The organism is Cupriavidus campinensis, from assembly GCF_905397395.1.
Lineage (GTDB): Bacteria > Pseudomonadota > Gammaproteobacteria > Burkholderiales > Burkholderiaceae > Cupriavidus > Cupriavidus campinensis.
Window position 1 is genome coordinate 131226 of sequence record NZ_CAJPVH010000004.1, and the last position, 17539, is coordinate 148764.

Sequence of the window (17539 nt, forward strand, 5' to 3'; positions counted from 1 at the left end):
CGCATTCCGCTGGCCGCCCGCGTCCGGCCCAGCCTTCGTCACGTTCCGCACGGGGGCGTCGGCCACGTGTCCTGGCTGTGTCGCTCGGTGCCATGGCCGGCCTGAATCTTCCCTGCGCATTCGCCCAGGAAACCTCCGAATCGCATGACAGGTCACTGCCGCCGGTGGTTGTCAGCGACGCCGCCTATCCCGGCATGGCGCTCTCGAAACCCGAGTACACGGGCAGCCGCATGGGTCTGACGCCGCTGGAGACACCGGCCAGCGTAGAAGTGCTCGACGGCGAGACCATCCGCGCGCGGGGCGACCAGAGCGTGCGCGAGGCGGTGACCCGCGCCACCGGCATCACCGGCAATCCGTCCCCGGGCAACGGCGGCACCGCGCTGACCGCGCGCGGCTTCGCCGGCCAGGGCTCGGTCATGCAGCTGCTGGACGGCACGCGCATGTACGTGGCCTCCGGCACGGTGACCTTCCCGTTCGATACGTGGTCGGTAGACCGCATCGAGGTGCTGCGCGGCCCCGCATCGGTCATGTATGGCGAGGGGGCCATCGGCGGCGTGGTGAACGTGGTGCAGAAGAAGCCGATCCGCGGCCCGATCGAGAACGAACTCCAGATCACGGGCGGCACGGAGAAGACCGCGCGCGTGGCCTTCGACAGTGGCGGCAAGGTCAACGACAACCTGTCGTACCGCTTTGCCACGGCCTACAACCGGACGGCTGGCTGGGTGGATCGGGGCGATGCCAACAACCTGATGGTGTCGGTGTCGGTGCGGCTGGACGTGAATCCAGACTTCAACCTGACGCTGTCCTATGACGATGGCACCCAGCATCCGCAGCAATACCTCGGCACGCCGCTGGTCAATGGCAGCCTGGACCGCTCGCTGCGCAAGAAGAACTACAACGTTGGCGACGCCCAGATCAGCTACCGGGACCGCTGGACGCGCCTGAATGCCGAATGGACGCCGAATGACCGGGTGACGGTGCGCAACCAGTTCTATTACCTGACCAGCCACCGCCACTGGCGGAACAGCGAGACCTATACCTTTCTGCCGGCCACCTCGCAGGTGCGGCGCGGGGACTATCTGGAGATCCTGCACGACCAGGAGCAGGTGGGCAACCGCGCCGACCTGACGGTGCGCAGCAAGCTGTTCGGGCTCGACAACACCACGACGGTCGGCTTTGACGTCAACAAGATCCACTTCACCCACTCGAACAACTCGCCCTACGGCGGCACGTCCACCGTGCCGGCGCGCGATTTCGATCCGGGCCTGTTCTTCAGCCCGCCGGGCATCGTCACGTCGCCACGCTTCCGCAGCAACACCACGCAGTACGCGCTGTTCGGCGAGCACCGTATCGCCTTCACGCCGCAGTGGTCGGTGATCGGCGGCGTGCGTTTCGACCATGCCGACCTGACGCGCATTGACCTGGTGGCCGGTTCGGCCTGGGACAAGACCTTTGCCAACACCACATGGCGCGTGGGCACTGTCTACCAGTTCAGCCCGAGCCTGGCCGTCTATGCCCAGTACGCCACGGCCACCGACCCGTTGGGGGCGCTGATCACCACCTCCGACGCCCAGCGCAATTTCAACCTCGCCACTGGCAAGCAGGTGGAAGTGGGCGTGAAGCAGGCGTTCTGGGGCAATCGCGGCGAATGGACCTTCGCGGCCTACGAGATCCGCAAGAACGACCTGCTCTCGCGCGATCCCGTCAACCCGACGATCACGCAGCAGGTGGGCGAGCAGTCGTCGCGCGGGCTGGAGGCATCGGCCAGCGTGGAGGTGCTGCGCGGGCTGCGGTTCGACGTCAACGGTACCGTGCTGCGCGCGCGCTATGACGACTTCAACGAATCGGTGGGCGGCGTGCTGGTCTCCCGTGCCGGCAACGTGCCTACCAGCGTGCCGCAGCAGGCCGCCAATGCCTGGCTGACGTGGAACTTCATCGCGCAATGGACGTTCGGCGCGGGCCTGCGCTATGTCGGGGGGCGTTACGCGGACACGGCCAACCGCGTGCGCGTGCCGAGCTATACGACGGTCGATACGGCCCTGTCGTGGCGCGTCTCGAAGCAGGCGGCGCTGACGCTGCGCGTCTACAACCTGTTCAACAAGGACTATGCCGAATCGGTCTCGAACGGAGGCCAGCAATGGTTGCTGGGCCGACCACGCTCGGCGGAACTGTCGGCCAACTTCTACTTCTGAGGCCGGGAAATGTGGCGCAAGGTGCGGCGCTGGCTCTACCTGATCCATCGCTGGATGGGGATCGCCGGCTGCCTGTTGATCGCGATGTGGTTCGGCTCGGGGCTGGTGATGATGTACATCGGCTTTCCCGTGCTGACCGAGGCGGAGCGGCTGGCTGGCCTGCCGCCGCTTGATGTGCGCGCGGTGGCTACGACGCCGGATGCCGCCATGGCGGCGGCCGGGCTGTCCAGTTTCCCGCGCAGCCTGCGGCTTGAGATGGCGGGTGACCTGCCCGTTTATCGCATGGTCGATGACAAGGGGCGACCTCATACCGTGGCGGCAACTGATGGTCGCGTCATCGGGGCCGTCGATGCGGCCACGGCGCAGGGCACTGCCCAGCGGTTCGCCGGCAAGCCCGCGCGCTGGATCGAGACCGCCGAACGCGACCAGTGGACCGTGCCGAACGGCCTCAACGCGTGGCGCCCGCTGCACCGCATCGCCATCGATGATGGACGCGGCACCGAGCTATATGTCTCGGCCAAGACCGGCGAGGTCATGCGCGATACCCATCGCACCGAGCGGTTCTGGAACTGGCTCGGCGCGGTGCCGCACTGGTTGTATTTCACGCCAATCCGCAAGGACCCGCCGCTGTGGCGCCAGGTTGTGTTGTGGACGTCCGGTCCCTGTGTGGTGGTGGCCATCACCGGCGTCTGGATCGGCTGGCTGCGGCTGCGCGTGCGGCGGCGCTTCGCGCACGGCAGCACGGCGGGTGTATCGCCATACCATGGCTGGATGGCGTGGCATCACGTGGCCGGGCTTGCCGGCGCGTTGTTCCTGCTGGGTTGGCTGATCTCGGGATGGCTCTCCGTCAATCCGAACCAGTGGTTCAACGGGCGCGGCTTCGACGGCGCGGCCTTGCAGCGCTACGCCGGGCATGCCAGGGCCTCGTTCCCCGCGCCGGACTGGCTCGGCATGCTGGCAGACGGCGGCGCCCGGGAGATCCGCATGACCTGGGTGGGCAACGTCCCCGCGTTGCAGGTGGCCTCTGGCCAGGGCGAGATCACGGTCCTCGATCCGCGCAGCGGTGCGCCGGTGCACTGGGACCGGGCCATGCTGACGCGAACTGCCGGCACCCTGATGCCAGACGCCAAGGTCGTGGCCAGCTTCCTGCAAACGGACGCCGATACCTACTGGTATAGCCACCACAACGCGCGCAGGTTGCCCGTATTGCGGTTGACCTTCGACGACGCCGACCACACCTGGGCCTATGTCGATCCATCGACGGGTCAGGTCATTGGCCGGAGTGACGATAGCCGCCGCCTCTACCGCTGGGTGTTCAATGCTGCACACCGCTATGACTTCGCTTCGCTCACGCAGCAGCGCCCGGCGTGGGATGTGGTGATGTGGGTGCTGTCGATGGCAGGGCTGGTGATGTCGGTCAGCGGGGTCGTGGTGGGCTGGAGGCGGCTGCGACGCTGACGGGATAATCCGTCCACAAGCTAGGGTTACCACGGATCGGTTCTCTATCCTCTTGATTCGCCTGGTTTTTCCTACGTTAAGTGATTTTCGCCTAACTCCTGCACGCCCCACGCGGCTTGCCACGCGCTTGGAATCGCGCATAATGCAAACGTTTGCATAAGGAGACGGTATGGAAACACCACAGTCCAACCCAGCCCAGAAGCCTGTCAGCGCATCGAGCCTGATCGAGAACGAATGGTCAGTCACGGAAGTGGTCAGGCGGGCGATGGCGCAGACGGAAGACCCCCGCCTGCGCACGGTGATGGCAGCGCTGGTCAAGCACCTGCACGACTTCCTGCGCGAAGTCCGGCCGACCGACGAGGAGTTCGAGATGGGGCTCGAATTTATCGCCGCGCTTGGGCACGCCACACACGCCACGAATAACGAAGTTGTGCTTGCGGCCGATGTGCTTGGCCTGTCCACGCTGGTCACCACCATGAACAACGGCACAAGCGAAGGGCGCACGCCCGGCGCATTGCTGGGGCCGTTCTATCGCGCCCATGCGCCGCATTACGCGTGCGGCGACTGCGTGGTGCAAGATGACGCACCGGGATTGCCGCTGTTCGTCAGTGGCACGGTTCGCGGTACCGATGGCGCGCCGATACCGGGTGCGGTCGTGGAGGTCTGGCAAGCGTCGCCGGTTGGCCTCTATGACAACCAGGACCCGAAACAGCCCGACCGCAACTTGCGCGGCCTGTTCCACACCCATGCCGATGGCGGCTATTACTTCCGTACAGTGCGGCCCGCGGGCTATCCCGTGCCCACGGACGGCCCTGTAGGCAAGCTGCTGGCCGCCCAGAACCGGCATCCCTACCGTCCCGCGCATATTCATTTCATCGTGGCCGCACCAGGCTATCGCACGCTGGTGACGCAGGTGTTTGCCGATGATTCCGACATCCTCGAAACCGATGTCACGTTCGGCGTGCACCGCCAGCTCGTGGGCGCGTTCCGGCTGGTTGAAGCTGGCCGCAGCCCCTGGGGCGACCTGCCGGCGCCGTTCTACACCATGGCGTTCGATTTCGCGCTCGAACCCGGGGAGCAAACCTTCCCGAAGCCGCCCATCGACTGACGATCCAATCCTCTTCCACTCATCAACAGACCATGACTCCTTCCCCTCTCTCCGGCAAGGTTGCCGTGATTATCGGCGGCACTGGCGGCATCGGCTTCGCCACGGGCAGGGCGCTGGCCGATATCGGCGCCAGTGTCGTGCTGACCGGGCGCGATGCGGACCGCACGGCAAGTGCCGTGAACGCGTTGCCAGCGGGCAACCATCTGGCGGCACGCGCGGAAGTCGGCGACAGCGCCACATTGCGTCAGCTTGCCGACGACGTGCATCACCACTATGGCCGCGCGGATATTCTCGTCAACACGTCAGGCTTCACGCGTGCAATTCCGCATGGGGATCTAGACGCCCTAGACGATGCCCTGATCGACGAGATGTTCGCCATTAACTGGCGCGGCCAGTTCGCGGCAATTCGGGCGTTCGCGCCGTTGCTGCGCGCCAATGGCGACGGCCTGGTCGTCAACGTGGGATCCATTGCGGGGCGCACCGGACAGGGCAGCAACGTGGCGTACTGCGCCGTAAAGGCCGGGCTGGATGTCATGGCGATGTCGCTCGGTCGCGCATTGGCACCGGCCATCCGAGTGCTCAACGTCTCTCCGGGCGTCGTCGACACGGGCTTCGTGCCGGGCCGCGACAGCAGCTTCAATGACCGCGCGGCGAGCACCACGCCGCTGCGCCGTATCGGCCAAGCACAGGACGTGGCGGACGCCATCATCGCGTGCGCCACCTCGCTGCGCTTTGCCACAGGCACCACCATCGTCGTCGACGGTGGCCGCCAGCTCGGCTGAGCTCCTGATCTTCTTTTCCCATCCCTCGCTCAACTGACCATGCACGCACGCAAGACGATCATCACCTGTGCTGTGACCGGCAACATCGTCACGCCTGAACAGCATCCGGGGCTTCCCGTCACGCCCGCCCAGATTGCCGATGCCGCGCTCGAAGCGGCGGAAGCCGGCGCCGCAGCCGCCCATATCCATGTGCGAGATCCGGAAACGGGCCGGCCGTCGATGTCGCTCGACTACTACGCCGATGTCATCGACAGGATTCGCGCGAAGCACCGCAGCCTGATCATCAACCTGACCACGGGGCCCGGCGGACGCTTTGTGCCCGATGAAGACGAGCCACGCGTGGCGGCCCCTGGTACCACGTTATTGCATCCGCTCAAGCGGGTGGAACATATCGCGGCGCTGCGACCCGATGTCTGTTCCCTCGATCTGAATACGATGAACTCGGGCGGCGACGTTGTCATCAATACGCCCGCCAACGTGCGCAAGATGGCAGGCGTCATCCGCAGCGCAGGCGTGATGCCGGAGCTGGAGATCTTCGATTCCGGTGACCTGAACATGGCGCTCGATTTCATGCGCGAGGGGGTGCTGGACGGCCCCGGCCTGTGGACCTTCGTGCTGGGCGTGAAGTACGGATTCGCCCCGAGCCCGGAGACCATCTTCTACGCCAGCAGTATGCTGCCGCAGGGTGCGCACTGGTCCGCATTCGGCATTGGCCGCGCCGAGTTCCCGATCGTCGCCCAGGCCTGGCTCGCGGGCGGCCATGTGCGGGTAGGACTCGAAGACAACATCTATCTGGAGAAGGGCGTACTCGCCCCGAACAATGCCGCGCTGGTGGCCAAGGCGCGCGACATCGTCAAGTCGCTGGGAGGAGACATCGCTTCGTCATCGGAGGCCCGCACCGTGCTGGGCCTGCGCAACGCCTGACATTTTCATTCATCGCACACCGCATTCGATATCACCATGAATACCATCCAGGTTCATCAGAAAGCCTCCAGTATCGACACGCTCGAACTCGCATTGACCGGCATGCCGCGTCCCGAGGCCGGCACGGGCCAGTGCATCATCGAAGTCGCCAGCGCGGGCGTGAACCCCAGCGACGTGAAGGCGACGCTCGGCATGATGCCGCATGCCGTATGGCCGCGCACGCCGGGGCGCGACTACGCAGGCGTCGTGATCGACGGCCCCTCGCAGTGGATCGGCCGGCAGGTCTGGGGCAGTGGCGGCGAGCTTGGCATTCGTCGCGACGGCACGCATGGCAAGTATCTGCGTATTGGCGTGGACGCAGTGCGCGAGAAGCCGGCGACGCTGTCGCTGCTGGAAGCCGGTGCCGTCGGGGTGCCGTTCATCACCGCGTATGAGGGCTTGCGCCGCGCCGGCATGCCGGGCGCCGGCAGCACGGTGCTCGTTTGCGGCGGCAATGGCAAGGTAGGCCAGGCCACGATCCAGATCGCGACCGCACTGGGCGCACGCGTGTTCGCCGTGGAGCGCGGTGCCGAGCCCTACCGTGGTCACGCCAGCGGAACGGTGCGCATGATCGATGCCAGCCGGGAGACGCTCTCCGACGTCGTGCGGGAGGAAACCGGCGGGCATGGTGCGGATATCGTCTACAACACGGTGGGCAGCCCCTATTTCGAGCAGGCGAATCTGGCCATGGCGATTGGCGCCACGCAGGTCTTCATCTCCACGATTGAAAAGCCGGTGCGGTTCGACATCTTCGCGTTCTACCGTGGCCAGCACACCTACGTGGGCGTCGATACGCTTGCCATGGACAGCGAAGCCGGCGCAAAGATCCTCGATGCGCTGGCGCCGATGTTCACATCAGGCGCCCTGAAGGCGTTCCCGGTGCTTCCGGACTACACGTACGCGCTGTCCAATGCACGGGACGCCTATCGCGCCGTGCTGCAAGGCGCCACCGAGCGCGTGGTGCTGACGCCATGAATACGACCCGATTCGCACAGGCGCGGGCCTACCATCCCGCCAATCATGAAGGCATGCACTGCCTGCGTCTGCAAGGCCACGAGGCGGGCCCCTCCGACGCCCTGTGGCTGGGTGTGTCGATCATCCTGCCGGGCGGCCATACCTCGCTCGACGCCTCGCCGATGGAGAAGCACTACGTCGTGCTGGAGGGCGAGGTCTGCATCCGCACGCCGGATGAGTCCGTGACGCTCGGGCAGTTCGATTCCGTTCGGCTGGCGCCCGGGGAGGCACGGCAGGTGAGCAATTCCTCCAACCGGCCCGCGATGCTGCTGCTGGCCATGCCCTATCCGGCCACGACCACGGCCACCGCCAAGCCCTGATTTTTTTGTTGCTCTGCTGCAAACGTTTGCAAAGATCCACTTCATCACAACACGAGGAGACCCAGATGCAGAGAGTTTTCAGGCGACGTCATGTGATTCCACTGGCGCTGATGTCCACTGTCATCGCCCGGGAAGCGATGGCGGAAGACAGCGTGACGATCTACGGCCGGCTCAACACGGCCATCGAGTACTCGCGGGCCAGCACGGCAACGGACGGGACGAAGCTGGGCAGCACCGTGCGGCAGACCAACAATCGGTCGGTATTCGGCTTCCGGGGCGTGGAGCACCTTGGCGGCTCGCTCCAGGCCGTGTGGCAGATCGAGAGCAACGTCTCGCTGGACACCGGACAGGGCCAGATTGCGGGCCGCAATACGCGCGTGGGCCTGCAGGGCGACTACGGGCTGCTGTTCATGGGCCACTGGCAGACGCCCTATACCGAGTCGACGGCGGGCTACGATCCGTACTACCCGACCACCGCCGGCTACATGGCGTTGATCGGCAATGGCTCGACGTCGAGTTCTGACAACGTGCAGGACACGAGTTCGTTCGATCGGCGCCAGAAGAACATCATCCAGTACCGCTCGCCGCAACTGGGCGGCGCCAGCCTCTGGCTCGGCTGGGGATTGCCGGAAGAGAAGACGACGGTGCCACGCAATCCGGCGCTGTACTCCGCCGCGTTGGTCTACGAGCGAGGCCCGCTCGGCGCCACGATTGCCTATGAAGTCCACTCGCACTACCAGGCAGCCGGACGCAATGACGATGCGCTGAAGGTAGCCTTGGCCTACCAGCTGTTCCCGGGTACGCGCCTGGCCGCGCTCTATGAACACCTGCACTACCGCACGGATACGGGCGATCTGCAGCGCAATGGGTACTACGCATCGCTGGTGCAGAAGCTTGGGACCGGCAGCGTGCGGGTGGGGGTGGCCTATGCCGCCAACGGCACGGGGTCGTCCACGGACACGATCGGCTTCTTCCGTAGCGGCTCGGAGACCAATGCCATGCAGTTCACGGTGGGCTACGACTACCCGCTATCGAAGCGCACCGCGCTCTACGCCTACTACAGCCGCATCCATAACAAGAAAAACGCGATCTACGACTTCGCCATCAACGAGCTCGGTGTCAGCGCCGGTGCCGATCCGCAGACCCTTGCGCTCGGCATGCGGCACTTTTTCTGACGTCCGCGCACGCCATTTGCACCGTGAGGAGACAACCATGAGACGACAGTTTTTCCGCCCCATCACCGCCTTTGGGCTGATCGCGGCGCTTTGGCTGCCGCACGCGGCCATCGCGCAATCCCAGTATCCCGCGAAGCCGATCCGGCTGATCGTGCCGTTCTCGGCAGGCAGCGCCACCGATATCCTGGCGCGCATCATTGGCGGCAAGCTGGGGGAGGGCGGCCAATGGCAGGTGGTGGTGGACAACCGGCCTGGCGCCGGCGGCACCCTCGGCGCCAGCACGGTTGCCAAGTCGCCGCCTGACGGCTACACGCTGATCCTGGTCTCCGTGGGCCATGCCATCAACGCCACGCTCTATCCGAAGCTGGGCTACGACACGCTCAAGGACTTCGCGCCGGTGTCGCTGGTCGCTTCGGTGCCCAACGTGCTGGTGGTCAATGCCGCCAGTCCGTACAAGTCGATGCGCGACATCGTGGCCGCCGCCAAGGCCAAGCCAGGCACCCTGAATTTCGATTCCGCCGGTTCGGGCAGCTCCACGCACCTGAGCGGTGAGATGTTCAAGATGCAGGCAGGCATCGACATCGTGCACATTCCGTACAAGGGCACCGGCGAAGCGCTGACGGACGTGATGGCGGGGCGCGGCGACATGATGTTCGCGCCGACCGTATCGGCCATGCCGTTCGTCAGGCAAGGCAAGTTGCGCGCGCTGGCCGTGACCACGCCAGCCCGCGCCGGCGCATTGCCCGATGTGCCAACCGTGGCGGAGGCGGGGCTGCCCGGGTATGCGTTCGATTCGTGGTTCGGCGTACTGGCGCCGGCCGGCACGCCGAAGGAGGTGATCCAGGCGCTCAACACCGAGATCGGCAAGGCGCTGGCGTCGCCCGATGTGCGCGAGAGGCTGGCCGCGCAGGGGGCCGAGGCACGCGGCAGCACGCCGCAGGAGTTTGCCAGCTATATCCAGGCCGAAATCGGCAAGCTGGCGCCCGTGGTGAAACAGTCCGGCGTGCGGGCAGGGGAATAGCCGGCGCGGCGGCGGCAGGCGCTAGAATGGCGCATTCCAATAGCCAACGTGGCGTCTGCCTGCCCATGTCCGAGCGCAAACGCGTGACCATCAAGGACCTCGCCGCCGAGGTCGATGTCCACTATTCGACGGTGTCTCGCGTGATGAACCCCGCCACGCGCCATCTTGTGGCCGAAGAGGTGGCCACGCGAATCCTGAAGCTGGCCGAATTGCGCGGGTTCCGTCCGAACCGCATCGCGGCGGGGCTGCGTACGCAACGCTCGGGGCTGATCGGCGTGGTGTTGCCGGACATCGCGAATCCGGTGTTCCCGCCCATCCTGGCGGGGATCGAGGCCGTTCTCGGCAGGCACGGCTATGTGCCCATCGTCGTCAATGCTGGCGTGGAGCGCGCCAGGCAGCGTTTCGTGATCGACCAGTTACTGGCCCGGCAGGTGGAAGGGCTGGTGCTGGCCACGGCGGAACGCGACGATCCCTTGCTCGACTACTGCTTCCAGCTCGGCATTCCGGTGGTGATGGTGAATCGCGGCGAGCATACCGGCCGGGCGTCCTGCGTGGTCAGCGACAGCCAGCTGGCGATGGCGCTGACCGTCGATCATCTGGTATCGCTCGGCCACCGCAGCATCGGTCACATCGCCGGTCCCGCGAGTACCTCCACGGGCGAACTGCGGCGGGAAGGCTTCATGCAGGCGGTCAAACGTCATCGATTGCGGCGCGGTGCGTATGCCGTCGTCGAGGCCGAGAGCTATACCCGGGAGGCCGGCCGCAGGGCCTGTGCCCAGTTGTTCGAAGCGCTGCCCGGCCTGACCGCCATTGCCGCAGGCAATGATCTCGTGGCCATGGGTTGCTACGACTTTCTGCGCGAGCGCGGCTTGCGCTGTCCGGAAGACGTCTCCGTGGTGGGCCACAACGATATGCCTTTCGTCGATGCACTGACGCCGCCGCTGACGACCATTCGCATCCCGGTGCATGACATGGGCGAACAGGCGGCCGAACTGCTGCTGCGCAGGATCGAGAAGCCACAGACTGCCACCGTCGTCATCGAATTGCGGCCGGAACTGGTGGTACGCGGCTCCACGGGGGCGCCGCCTGGGCAGGGTTGATCGATGCTTTCCTAGGAGAGCGCCGGACGATTGCCCAGGAACGCATCGCGCAGCAGGGTGCGGATGCCAGACGCTTCCAATGGACGCGGATTCGGGTACTGATCCTGTCGTGCCAGTTCGCATGCCCGCTCCAGATCCTCTTCTTTCAGGCCGATATCGCGCAACGCGGTAGGGGCGCCGAGCGAGGCGGCGAGGTCGAAGACCGCCGCCGGTGCATTGCCATCGGTGGCACCCAGCGCACGGGCGATGGCTTCCATGGCGGCCGGCGCGGCAGCGGCGTTGTAGGCAAGCGCGTGCGGCAGCACAATCGTATGGACCTCCGCGTGCGGCAGATTGAAGGTGCCACCCAGCGTATGACACAGCTTGTGGTGCAACCCTGCCGTGACGCTGCCGAGCACGGCGCCGCACAGCCACGCCCCGTAGAGCGCATCGCCGCGTGCGGCGAGCGTTTCGGCACCGTCCTCGCCACCTCCCCGGGCAATGACCGGCAACGCACGACCCAGCGCCGCGATGCCTTCGCGCGACATCCAGTCGCTGACCGGGTTGCGATCGCCCGCGTACAGGCCCTCGGCCGCATGGGCGATGGCATTGATGCCGCTGGTCACACTGACCATGCGCGGCAGACGCAGGGATAACTCCGGATCGTAGATGACAGTGCGTGGCAGGACACGGGCATCGCGTCCGGTGCGCTTGAGGCCGGCGTCGGTCAGGCCGTAGATCGGCGTCGCTTCCGAGCCGGCGTAAGTGGTGGGCACAGCGATGACGGGCAGCGCGGACTCCAGCGCAATCGCCTTGCCGAGACCGATCGTCGACCCCCCGCCGATGGCCAGCGCGCAGTCGGCCCCGCGCTCTGCCGCCACGGTGCGCGCCTTGCGGGCCTGTTCCACGGGCACGTGCATGACGGCGCCATCGAAAATGCCTGCGCTGCGGTCGCCCAGCAACGCGCTGGCGCGCTCCGCGAGCGCACGTTGGCCGGGCGTGCAAAGCACGAGCACGCGCTTGACGCCGAGCGCATCGGCTTCATCGGCCAGTCGGGCCAGCGCGCCCGCGCCGAAGACCACGCGTTGGGGGCGGGACTGATAGACGAAAGTGTTCATGACGGCGGCATCTATTCGAGTGTGATGTTGCGGGCCTTGATCAGGCGGCCCCAGCGCGCGGACTCGTCCTGGATCAGCTTGTTGGTCTGGGTGGCGTTCCCTGCCACGATCTCGAAGCCGCCAGCGCTCAGCTGCTTCGCGATGGCAGGGTCGCGCAGGGTGGCGGTCACCGCCGCTGACAGTTTCTCCAGCACGGCCGGCGGGATCTTGGCCGGCGCGATCATGGCCACCCACGAGTATGCTTCGAAGCCCTTGTAGCGTTCCGCCACGGCGGGCACCTCGGGCAGACGGGCGTCGCGCTGCGGGGACGTCACCGCCAGCGCGCGCAGCTTGCCGGCCTGTACATAAGGCAGGATCAGCGGCAGGCTGGCGATCATCGAGTCCACGTGGGCGCCCAGTAGGTCGTTGATCGCGGGTCCGCCACCCTTGTAGGGGGTGTGGATACCGCTGGTGCCAGCGGCTTCGAAAAACGCTTCCGCCACAAGCTGGTTGGAACTCCCGGCGCCTACCGATGCGTACGAGACCTTCTTCGGCGTGCGCGTGGCACTGACGTAATCCTGGAGGGTCTGGTAAGGCGAACTGGCCGGCACCACGAGCACCATGGGCGAGCGGACCATGTACGACACACCCGTCAGGTCGCGCTTCCCGACATAGGGCAGTTTCGGATAAATGTGGGACTCGGTGGCGAAGGAATCGAACACCATGCCGAGCGTGTAGCCATCGGCGGGGCTCCGGGCAATCTGGCCGGTGCCTATGGTGCCGCCGGCGCCCGCGCGGTTATCTACCACCACGGTCTGCGCCAGGCGGGTGTGCAGGCCATCCTGCACCTGCCGTGCGACCTTGTCGACGGTGCCGCCTGCTGCATACGGTACGACGATCGTGACCGTCCTGGCGGGCCAGTCGTCGGCCATGACGTGGCCGGTTGCGCACATGAGGAGCGCGGTGGCCAGCATGCGGCGGGGGCGCCCGCGCATCGAGCGCAGGGCGGCTGAGAGGTAGGTTGTCTCCATTGCGGTGCCTTCCAGTAGGGTTTCGACAATCCGGATGACGGAGGCTGCATGCTTTGCGATTTTCGCAAAGACTTGCCTCTCTGGGCTGAGGTGTTGATACTATTCCCGTCGGTTTGCCGTGGAAAGCCAATCCGGGCGCGTAATGCCTTTGCGGAGAGCGCACAAATGGAATTCATTCGCTTTGCTGAGAATCTGGCTGTCTTCGTCGATGTGGCACGTGAAGGGAGCTTCTCGGCCGTTGCGCGGCGGCGCGGGCAGGTCGCATCGTCAGTGTCGCGCCAGATCGACGTGCTGGAGCGGGAAATGGGCGTGGCGCTGTTCACCCGCTCCACGCGGGCGCTGGTCTGCACCGAGGCGGGCGATCTTCTCTACCAGCGGGCCGCGCGCATCCTCCAGGAACTCAATGAAACGCGCGACGCGGTGACGGCGCTGGAGCAGGGTGTCAGCGGCCGATTGCGCGTGGCGTGCCTGCCGGCGTTCGCGCGGCGGCACGTCGTACCCCACCTCGGTTCCCTCTACGCGCAGTATCCGGACCTGACCGTTGAGCTGGAGTTGACCGAGCGTGTGGTCGATCCGGTGCTCGAAAGGTTTGATGTCGTGGTGCGCGTCGGGCAACAGGCCGACAGCAGCCTGATCGCCCAGCGAGTGGCCAGCCAGCGATACGTGATCTGCGCCACGCCAGACTACCTGCGCGCTCACGGCAGACCCGTGCACGCGGATGAACTATCGCGCCACCGCCTTATCGACCGGGGCCACAGCACGAGCATGCGCGGCTGGCGCGAACTCCTGGAATCCACCCACGCCGCGCAGGCGCTGTTCGCGGTGGAGTGCGACGATTGCGATGCACGGCGGCTGTCGGTACTGCAAGGGCTGGGCATCGCCCTGATGCCGGACTGGTCGGTCGGCGAGGATATCGGGGCGGGGCGGCTGGAGGAATTGCTGCTGGATGGCCTCCGCCCGCAGGCACAAGGCGGCATCTATTTGCTGCGCGCCCAGCCGCGCGCATCGGCAAAGCTCCGGGCCTTCACATCGCACCTGAACCAATGCATTGGCGCCCCACCTTCATGGCAGCTGGCGATGACGCGCACCGAGACCTGCCCCCGGTGATTCTGACGCCTCTCTCATCGTGAAGGGGATGGCTATTCCGGCAACACGGCTACGGCCTCTATCTCGAACAGCATGCCGTCGATCGCCAGCCTTGGCACGGGAATCAGCGTGCAGGCGGGTGCCGGCCAGTCGCCCAGCAAGGCCTGCCAGGCGCGGCTGAAGATGGCCAGCCGTTCCATTGAATGATCGACGACCAGCACCGTGATCTTGGCTATGTCGGGGATGTCTGCGCCGCCGGCCTGCAGCGCCACGCGCAGGTTGGACAGTGCGCGGTTGACCTGCGCCGTGAAGTCGGCCCGCAGGCCGCCGCACATGTCCTCGCCACCCTGGCCCGCCGCGAAGATGAGCTTCGCAGGGCGGATCGCTACCGCGACATGTGAATAGCCGTTCAGGCGCGGATCGTAGAGATCGGGCGGGTTCATGAACTGGAGGTACGGGGCGCGAGGCGATTCGAGCTGCATGGCAGGGTCCTGGGTGGAAAGGGATGCCAGTGTCAAACCTCAAGTGCGATTGAGGTCAAGCTCGAGTGCGATACCATGCGCGCTGCAAGGGCTTTCCTTGTCCGCTATGGTCCTGTCATGAGCCGCCCCCCGAAAATCGACAAAATCGACCCGTTGGAACCACCCGTGCGCCCGATGCGCGCCCGCGACCCGCTGACCATTGGGCAGGTGGTCGAACGCAGCGGCGTGGCCGCTTCCGCGCTCCATTTCTATGAATCGAAGGGCTTGATTTCGAGCACGCGCAGCGCTGGCAACCAGCGCCGCTATCCACGCGGCATCCTGCGTCGGCTGGCTGTGTTACGCATTGCCCAGCGCATGGGCGTGCCGCTTGCGGTCATCGCCGAGGCGTTCGCGCGTTTGCCGGCGGGCAAGGCACCGACCGTGGCCGACTGGCGCCGGCTGTCTGCTTCCTGGCGGGAGGATCTCGACGCCCGCATCCGCGCGCTGACGATGCTCCGCGATCAACTCGACGGCTGCATTGGCTGCGGCTGCCTGTCGCTGAAGGCGTGTCCGTTGCGCAATCCACAGGACGTGATGGCGGGGCGGGGGCCAGGTGCCCATGTGGGCGAGGGGACGCCTTGACACGCATATCCATGCGTTTGCCAGCCATGTCCGGCATAGTTGTCTGCCAGACATCTCCCTGTGATGCTCATCGCCTGGTGTTCACCATGAATCTTCCCCACCTGGAGCGGCAGCTCGCCTTCCTTAGAGAAATTGACCGACTGAAGAGCGTCGTGCGGATGTCGCCGCCTATCGATCGATCGCGTCGAGAAAATAGTGCCGAGCATTCCTGGCATCTCGCCATGTATGCGCTCGTGCTATCGGAGCATGCGGCAGCGCCGGTCGATGTGGTCCGCGTTGTGAAGATGCTGCCGGGATCAGCGTAGAGTGACTCATAAGGCCGTCCCGTTGCTTCCGCGCATACGTACTATCACCTAATGCTGCATTGCGACAATCCTTCTGCTACAATTAGTGAAAACCCCATAAGGGTAATCCCTCAAGGAAGGACGCCATGAACACCCAATCCGACATCAAGATGACCGATCAACTCGAACGCGACCTGATCGAGCGCGAACTGGGCACGCAAAGCCTGGGTTTTGCCAACGACGTGAAGCGCGTCGTGGCTGCCGTGCAGAACGTTTTCTCCCGTCTGCAATCGGAAGCGCGCAAGGCCAAGGTCGTCTACGCGAACGGTTAATCCGGTCAGAACACCCGTAGTGCCTGCGGCGCCTTCCCGGCGCCGCCATTGAAAAACCGACCCGCCGCACACCCCTTCGAGGTGTGCGGCGGGTCGGTTTTTTGGCTTATATGGGTGCTTAGCGAGTCACTTCGATGCGATCGACGCGATCCGGGTAGAAGGCCAGATGGCCGGCGATCTGGGCGACCGCCTGATGGGGCGATTCATAGGTCCACCCCGCGTTGCCTGAGCGGGTGCCGCCGGCGGGAATGCTGTAGTACGCCGCATTGCCCTTATACGGGCAGTGGCTGGTGTGCTGGGTGCGCGTCAGTTGCGACATGTCCACGTCTTCGCGCGGAATGTACTGGACCGGCGGGTACGAGGCCTCGGCGAGTGTCAGGGCCCGGCGGGTGTCGGCAATCACGCGGCCCGCTACGCTCACCACCACGCGGCCGGCCTGGGGCGTGATCGTGATCGGATGATCCGGGCCGGGAATCCGGACTAACTTGTCAGCGGATTTGTCGGTCATGGCAGACCTCCCTAAGAAAGGAGGCGCGGCGATCAGGCCGCGCCTCAAAGAAAAAGCCGCCACGGAGGTGACGTGAGGCCGAAAGGGAGAGAAGAGCCTCGGCCTCGGTATGGACGATAGCAAGCGCGATCGGCGCGGCATAGCGCGCGCAGGGGAACACACTCTTGTAGTCCCTAGAACAATCCAGGCCAACATTCCAAAACAAAGCCCCGCACGGGGCGGGGCTGCTGGGGCTGCTGGGGTTTGGGAGGCTCAAAAACTATCGGCAAATCAAAGCGATAGTGACTGGCCGCCAGCCGATTGTTCCTCGATCCACAGCGACAGCCGCACTTTGTACGCCTGCTGGATATGCCGCCGGGCAATCTGCTCGGCCTGCGCCGGGTTACGGGCCTCGAGTGCCTCCACCAGCGCCAGATGTTCCTCGTACGACCCCCGGGCGCGGCCCGGCACGGCCAGTGTGGAGCGGCCAAGCAGCGCCATCGACTCATGCAGCGAGCGCAAGGTTTTCAGAAGATATCGATTGTGCGCGCAGCGGTGCAGCGTCTCGTGGAACAGGCGATTGTTGACGGCCAGCTTGTCGGGGTCTTCAGCGAAGGCCAGATCGCGCTCGACAATATCGCGCAACAACGAGATTTCCACGTCGGTGGCATGGCGGGCGGCCAGGGCGGCCGCGGTGGATTCAAGCACCTCGCGCATGACATACAGCTCGCTCACCATGCTGGCGTCGAGCCGCGTGACCATCATGCCGCGATTGGGCTCGTTGACGACGAGCCCTTCGGACTCGAGCCGCGAGAGCGCCTCGCGCACCGGCGTGCGCGACAGCCCTAGCGATTCGGCGAGTTCCACCTCGCGCAGGCGCGTGCCGGGTGGCAGGTGGCCGGCCTGGATCGCGCCCCGGAGTTGTTGGTAGGCCCGTTCGGAACGCGGCAGCGACGCGCTCTGGTCGCCATCGGCGCCGGCAAGATCCGCAGGAAGCATGGATGCGT

At 65.6% G+C, this 17539-nt stretch carries 18 protein-coding genes and 1 pseudogene; 14 read left to right on the top strand and 5 right to left on the bottom strand.

Annotated features, from left to right (window positions below; genetic code table 11):
* Window positions 1-92 precede the first annotated feature (92 nt).
* From KHO18_RS04270 to KHO18_RS04315, 10 genes are all read left to right on the top strand, one after another.
* Complete coding sequence (locus tag KHO18_RS04270; RefSeq protein ID WP_377731615.1) at window positions 93-2192, top strand: TonB-dependent receptor; 2100 nt, start codon at window positions 93-95, stop codon at window positions 2190-2192.
* Window positions 2193-2201: 9 nt separating this feature from the next.
* Window positions 2202-3650, top strand: a complete 1449-nt coding sequence (locus KHO18_RS04275; protein ID WP_211942819.1) for a PepSY domain-containing protein — start codon at window positions 2202-2204, stop codon at window positions 3648-3650.
* Between the two features lie 169 nt (window positions 3651-3819).
* Window positions 3820-4758, top strand: a complete 939-nt coding sequence (locus KHO18_RS04280) for an intradiol ring-cleavage dioxygenase (RefSeq protein ID WP_211942820.1) — start codon at window positions 3820-3822, stop codon at window positions 4756-4758.
* 32 nt (window positions 4759-4790) lie between these two features.
* Window positions 4791-5540: an SDR family NAD(P)-dependent oxidoreductase gene (locus tag KHO18_RS04285; RefSeq protein WP_144197058.1), complete on the top strand. Its 750-nt coding sequence runs from the start codon at window positions 4791-4793 to the stop codon at window positions 5538-5540.
* Between the two features lie 39 nt (window positions 5541-5579).
* The gene (locus KHO18_RS04290) at window positions 5580-6464 is read left to right on the top strand and encodes a beta-keto acid cleavage family enzyme (RefSeq protein WP_211942821.1); all 885 of its coding nucleotides are present in this window, start codon (window positions 5580-5582) and stop codon (window positions 6462-6464) included.
* Window positions 6465-6500: 36 nt separating this feature from the next.
* Window positions 6501-7478 (top strand): quinone oxidoreductase family protein, encoded by a 978-nt coding sequence (locus KHO18_RS04295; RefSeq protein ID WP_211942822.1) that lies wholly within the window; start codon window positions 6501-6503, stop codon window positions 7476-7478.
* Window positions 7475-7837, top strand: a complete 363-nt coding sequence (locus tag KHO18_RS04300) for a cupin domain-containing protein (protein ID WP_211942823.1) — start codon at window positions 7475-7477, stop codon at window positions 7835-7837. Before KHO18_RS04295 ends, KHO18_RS04300 begins: the two co-directional genes overlap by 4 nt.
* Before the next feature lie 110 nt (window positions 7838-7947).
* Window positions 7948-9012, top strand: coding sequence for a porin (locus KHO18_RS04305; protein ID WP_377731613.1), 1065 nt, complete (start codon window positions 7948-7950; stop codon window positions 9010-9012).
* Between the two features lie 37 nt (window positions 9013-9049).
* Window positions 9050-10033, top strand: a complete 984-nt coding sequence (locus tag KHO18_RS04310; protein ID WP_144197063.1) for a tripartite tricarboxylate transporter substrate binding protein — start codon at window positions 9050-9052, stop codon at window positions 10031-10033.
* A gap of 65 nt (window positions 10034-10098) precedes the next feature.
* Complete coding sequence (locus tag KHO18_RS04315) at window positions 10099-11133, top strand: LacI family DNA-binding transcriptional regulator (protein ID WP_244844529.1); 1035 nt, start codon at window positions 10099-10101, stop codon at window positions 11131-11133.
* Window positions 11134-11144: 11 nt separating this feature from the next.
* On the opposite strand, the gene KHO18_RS04320 is transcribed toward KHO18_RS04315, so the two are convergent.
* Both KHO18_RS04320 and KHO18_RS04325 read right to left on the bottom strand, forming a co-directional pair.
* Window positions 11145-12230 (bottom strand): maleylacetate reductase, encoded by a 1086-nt coding sequence (locus tag KHO18_RS04320; RefSeq protein WP_211942825.1) that lies wholly within the window; start codon window positions 12228-12230, stop codon window positions 11145-11147.
* Between the two features lie 11 nt (window positions 12231-12241).
* Complete coding sequence (locus tag KHO18_RS04325) at window positions 12242-13240, bottom strand: tripartite tricarboxylate transporter substrate binding protein (RefSeq protein WP_211942826.1); 999 nt, start codon at window positions 13238-13240, stop codon at window positions 12242-12244.
* A 165-nt stretch (window positions 13241-13405) separates the two neighbouring features.
* On the opposite strand from KHO18_RS04325, the gene KHO18_RS04330 reads away from it, so the two are divergent.
* A complete protein-coding gene (locus KHO18_RS04330) occupies window positions 13406-14347 on the top strand; it encodes a LysR family transcriptional regulator (RefSeq protein WP_211942827.1) in 942 nt (313 codons plus the stop codon).
* A gap of 32 nt (window positions 14348-14379) precedes the next feature.
* Here the strand turns inward: KHO18_RS04330 and KHO18_RS04335 are convergent, their stop codons facing one another.
* Window positions 14380-14808 carry a RidA family protein gene (locus tag KHO18_RS04335; RefSeq protein WP_144197068.1) on the bottom strand — a complete coding sequence of 143 codons (429 nt, stop codon included), beginning with the start codon at window positions 14806-14808 and terminating at the stop codon, window positions 14380-14382.
* 174 nt (window positions 14809-14982) lie between these two features.
* Here KHO18_RS04335 and soxR point away from each other — a divergent pair, with 174 nt between their 5' ends.
* From soxR to KHO18_RS04350, 3 genes and pseudogenes are all read left to right on the top strand, one after another.
* Complete coding sequence (soxR, locus tag KHO18_RS04340) at window positions 14983-15429, top strand: redox-sensitive transcriptional activator SoxR (protein WP_144197170.1); 447 nt, start codon at window positions 14983-14985, stop codon at window positions 15427-15429.
* An 86-nt stretch (window positions 15430-15515) separates the two neighbouring features.
* A pseudogene (locus KHO18_RS04345) lies at window positions 15516-15719 on the top strand (HD domain-containing protein); the annotation flags it as partial.
* A 140-nt stretch (window positions 15720-15859) separates the two neighbouring features.
* Window positions 15860-16045 (top strand): hypothetical protein, encoded by a 186-nt coding sequence (locus tag KHO18_RS04350; RefSeq protein WP_144197069.1) that lies wholly within the window; start codon window positions 15860-15862, stop codon window positions 16043-16045.
* Window positions 16046-16163: 118 nt separating this feature from the next.
* On the opposite strand, the gene KHO18_RS04355 is transcribed toward KHO18_RS04350, so the two are convergent.
* Both KHO18_RS04355 and KHO18_RS04360 read right to left on the bottom strand, forming a co-directional pair.
* The gene (locus tag KHO18_RS04355; RefSeq protein WP_144197070.1) at window positions 16164-16553 is read right to left on the bottom strand and encodes a DUF427 domain-containing protein; all 390 of its coding nucleotides are present in this window, start codon (window positions 16551-16553) and stop codon (window positions 16164-16166) included.
* Between the two features lie 270 nt (window positions 16554-16823).
* Window positions 16824-17531, bottom strand: a complete 708-nt coding sequence (locus tag KHO18_RS04360; RefSeq protein WP_144197071.1) for a GntR family transcriptional regulator — start codon at window positions 17529-17531, stop codon at window positions 16824-16826.
* Window positions 17532-17539: the final 8 nt, after the last annotated feature.